Origin of the sequence: Cupriavidus numazuensis (assembly GCF_905397435.1) — a bacterium.
Classification (GTDB): domain Bacteria; phylum Pseudomonadota; class Gammaproteobacteria; order Burkholderiales; family Burkholderiaceae; genus Cupriavidus; species Cupriavidus numazuensis.
In genome coordinates, this window is the sequence record NZ_CAJPVI010000130.1 from 1 (window position 1) to 4,152 (window position 4,152).

2 protein-coding genes and 1 pseudogene are annotated in these 4,152 nt (G+C 58.0%); all 3 read left to right on the forward strand.

From position 1 onward, the window contains the following. Window positions 1-243: 243 nt before the first annotated feature. A complete protein-coding gene (hxsB, locus tag KHO41_RS40690; protein ID WP_211958844.1) occupies window positions 244-1,707 on the forward strand; it encodes a His-Xaa-Ser system radical SAM maturase HxsB in 1,464 nt (487 codons plus the stop codon). Beyond that, window positions 1,689-2,855 carry a His-Xaa-Ser system radical SAM maturase HxsC gene (gene hxsC, locus KHO41_RS40695; protein WP_244874279.1) on the forward strand — a complete coding sequence of 389 codons (1,167 nt, stop codon included), beginning with the start codon at window positions 1,689-1,691 and terminating at the stop codon, window positions 2,853-2,855. The genes hxsB and hxsC overlap by 19 nt, the downstream gene beginning before the upstream one ends. A gap of 815 nt (window positions 2,856-3,670) precedes the next feature. Then, window positions 3,671-3,985: pseudogene (locus KHO41_RS41590) on the forward strand (ATP-binding protein); the annotation flags it as partial. Window positions 3,986-4,152: the final 167 nt, after the last annotated feature.

Consider the following 4,152-nt stretch of genomic DNA (forward strand, 5'->3'; position numbering starts at 1 on the left):
GCCCGGCGTGAAGACGATTTGGCTTGGCCTGAAAGAAGTTCATGTCGCCGCGAAGACTCTGCGAGGATTACGAGCCGTCGATGATGGGGACAATTGTGTATAACCGCATGCGTTGGAGGATATTTTGGCCAACTTCAAACGGGAGTTGCTGGACCAGCAGTTGCGACTACAAATCAAAGCGGAAACGGAGTCCGCCCGTAATCTGATACTGGCCTACGCTTTCTCACGTACAGGGCTACAAGGATGAGCAAGTTCCAACCTCTTGAAAGCTATGTGGCTGCTGGCACCGGCAAGTATGAGCTTCTGCCGTTACGGTTCGAGGCCCTGGGTGACGATGAGGTGGTGCTCACCAATGCCGTTGGCGAATTCACGTTCTTGTCTCGCCAGAAGCTGGATGCCTTGATTGCGCACCGCCTCGCGCCAACTGACCCCGATTACATCACCCTGCGCTCTCGCCATTTCTTGCGGGAGGAGGGCGACGCTGCCAGTCTCGAGCTTCTCGCGCTGAAGACCCGGACCAAGTACAGCAAGCTGGCCAATTTTACGAACCTGCACCTGTTCGTTGTGTCTCTTCGCTGTGACCATAGCTGCCAATATTGTCAGGTGTCTCGCCAGTCCGAGAACAAGGCGGCCTTTGACATGACGCAGGAGACCGCAGACAGGGCGCTCGACCTTGTCTTCCGTTCGCCCAACCCAGCCATCAAGATTGAATTTCAGGGCGGGGAACCGCTGCTCAACTTCGACCTGATTCGATACGTGGTCGAGAAGGCTGAGAAACGTGGGCGGGCGGAGGGGCGGGACCTCCAGTTTGTCATCACGACGACGTTGGCCCTGGCGACTGACGAAATCCTGGAATATTGTAGCGACCACAATATCTACCTGTCCTCTTCCCTGGATGGCCCTGAGGACTTGCACAACAAGAACCGACCCCGTCCTGGTCGTGATAGCCATGCCCGATTCGTCGATGGTCTCAGGCGCGCCCGGGACATCGTTGGCTACGATTCCGTCTCGGCATTGATGACGACGTCACCGGCGAGTCTGACTCGCGCAAAGGACATCATCGACGAGTACGTGAAGCTGGGCTTCGATGGCATATTCCTGCGACACCTTTCCCCCTACGGTTTCGCGCTGAAGACCAAGAGCTTTCAAGCCTACAACGCCGAACGCTGGCTGGAGTTCTACAAGGAAGGCCTCGCCTACATTCTGGAGCTCAACAAGGCAGGGGTGCACTTTACCGAGTACTACGCCAGCCTGCTGCTGACCAAGATGCTGACATCGAGTGACCCTGGCTTCGTTGACTTGATGAACCCTGCCGGGGCTGGCATCGCAGCGGTGGTGTTCAATTACGACGGCGACGTTTATGCGTCGGATGAGAGCCGGATGCTTCGTGAAATGGGGGATACGACCTTCCGACTCGGCAACGTGCATGCAAACACGTACGAGCAAATCTTCACGGCGGACGCGCTGCTGAACGCCCTGGAGGACTCTTTCACGCTCTCGGCCCCGATGTGCAGCGATTGTGCCTTCGAGCCGTGGTGCGGCGCCGAACCCGTGTACCACCATGGTATGCATGGCGATGTGCTGGGCCGCAAACCGGAGTCGGATTTTTGCAAGCGCATGATGGGTGTCACGAAGCATCTCCTAGGGCTGATTCGCGACGATGAGCAAGCGAAGGAAATTTTCATGGGGTGGGTGAATCGATGCTAAAGCTCTCAGGACGTGTCATCAAGCTGGAAGAGCAGGTGGAGCGGCGTCAGCTGCTGAGCCTCAGTACGAATCGAGACTTGCCTCTGCCGCTTCGCCAAGACAAGGCTTTCCTGGCCAAATCGGAGAGGAGTGTCCCGGCAGGCTTCAGTCACTACTTGTGCTTCAATGTCCGACCCGACGGCATTGAGGAAGGTGTGCCATGTACTCTGCTAGGCGATGAGTTCCGCTACCTGGATGACGGGGATGTCATCAGCCTGACCAATGACGGCCGAGTCCGGGCGTTGTTTCGCGCAAACTCAGACCACAACAGCATCTTGCTGACAGAGCAGTGCAATAACTACTGCCTCATGTGCTCGCAGCCCCCGAAGCGGGTGGATGACAGCTGGCTCTTGCAAGAGGCGATGGACGCCGTTCGGCTCATCCCTCGGAACACGCGCTCCCTGGGCATCACCGGCGGCGAGCCCACCCTGTTTGGCGAGGGGTTCATTGGTCTGCTTCGGCATATCAAGAACTGGTTGCCTCATACGTCTCTGCATATCCTTTCGAACGGCCGGACGTTTGCCGATGCGAGTTTTGCCGAGAAGTATGCGGCGGTTCAGCACCCGGACATGATGGTTGGCATCCCAGTCTATTCGGACGACCCCGCTCGGCACGACTACGTGGTCCAGGCTAAGGGTGCATTCGATGAGACCATCCGTGGCATTCTCAACCTGAAGCGCCTCAATCAGAAGGTCGAGATTCGGGTCGTGGTGCACAAGCAGACCTGCGAAGGCCTGCCAGCGCTAGCTGAATTCATCGCTCGCAACCTGCTGTTCGTCGACCACGTTGCGTTGATGGGGCTCGAGATGACCGGCTTTACGCGTGCGAACCTAGACGCGCTGTGGATTGACCCGGTGGACTACAAAGCTGAGCTCAGCAAAGCCGTCAGGATTCTGGGAAGTTATGGACTCAACACATCGGTCTACAACCACCCGTTGTGCCTGGTGAATCCCGACGTCGAGCCCAGCTACGTGAAGTCGATATCTGACTGGAAGAACGAGTATGCCTCCGAGTGCGGCCCCTGCACCCGGAAGCAGGAGTGCGGAGGCTTCTTCTCGTCGGGCATCCAGCACGGGTACAGCAAGTCCATTCAACCGTTTCTCTCGTAGCCGGCTTTATGAACAAAAGACGATGTGTTAGTCGCGGGTGTCGTTTTTTGGACAATAGACGATTTCCGATATGGCCCATTCGATAATTGTTCGGTGAACTGGCAGAGTTTCCGGTCAATGGGCACTACTGCCCGGAAGCCATGGCTTAGTGGTAGGCGAAAGCGTCTGGTATCGATCTGCCGGAAGCTGAACGCACATTGGCCAGTTTGCTCAAGCGCCTGGATGGCTTGGTTGACCCGGGATCGGATACCGCGAAGGCAAAACGGGATTGGGAATCCGCCAAGGCGCAGTTGACAAAGACAAACGAATCGCGCGAGAACAGCCGCGTCGTCCAGGCAGGCTTGCGCCGGGACCGCGAGACGGCGTTGACACAGCGCGAGCGTGCCTACCGGCGAAGCGGCGATGGGCTGGACGCGAAACAGCAGGCACTGGCACAGCAATATTTTGACCTGTCCGGTGTGCAGCAGATCGATGTGCTGGAGGAGCACGAGGCAGCGGCGGAAGGGCGGTTGCGTGAGCAACTTCGAAAGATCGCCGAAGCGCTTATTCGCTGCGAGAAGGATCTGATTCTCGCCATGGGATACGCGAAGCGCGAGGACACCGGCTCCTTGTCCGATGTCGGCACTGAACTGGAGGACGTGCCGCAATACTTGGGGCGTCTGAAGATACTTAACGAGGAGGCCCTGCCGGAGAAGCTGCAGCGCTTCCTGAACTACCTCAACCAATCCTCCGATCAGGGCGTAACACAGTTACTCGGCAGTATCGAGAACGAAGTGGCGATCATCGAGGAACGCATCGAAGATCTTAATAACACCATGCGCCGGGTAGATTTCCAGCCAGGGCGATATCTGCGGCTGGATCCGCGCCGGGTGGTGCATGAGAGCCTAAAGTCGCTGCAGCAGGCACAACGTGCACTACGATCGGCAGCATTGCAAGATGATCAAGGCGAGAGCCACTTCCGGGCTCTCGCGCACGTGGTGACACTGCTGCGCGATGCCAGCGAGCGCCGGACTACGATTTGCGCGCGCGCGCTGCTGGATCCACGATATCGCCTACAGTTTGCCGTGTCGGTGATCGAGCGCGGCACGGGCGCGGTCATGGAAACTCGCACCGGTTCGCAGGGCGGAAGCGGGGGAGAGAAGGAAATCATCGCCAGCTATATCCTGACAGCCTCGCTAAGCTATGCCACATTGCGCTGGACGGCACCAAGATCGACGCCAACGCGAGCAAACACCGCGCCCTGTCGTGGGGTCATGCCCACAAGATCGAGGCGCAGTTGCGACAGGAAGTGCAGACT

What these genes read in the sequence shown, in the direction of transcription:
- hxsB (WP_211958844.1), top strand. Translation starts at nt 244, where the DNA reads ATGAGCAAGTTCCAACCTCTTGAAAGCTATGTGGCTGCTGGCACCGGC.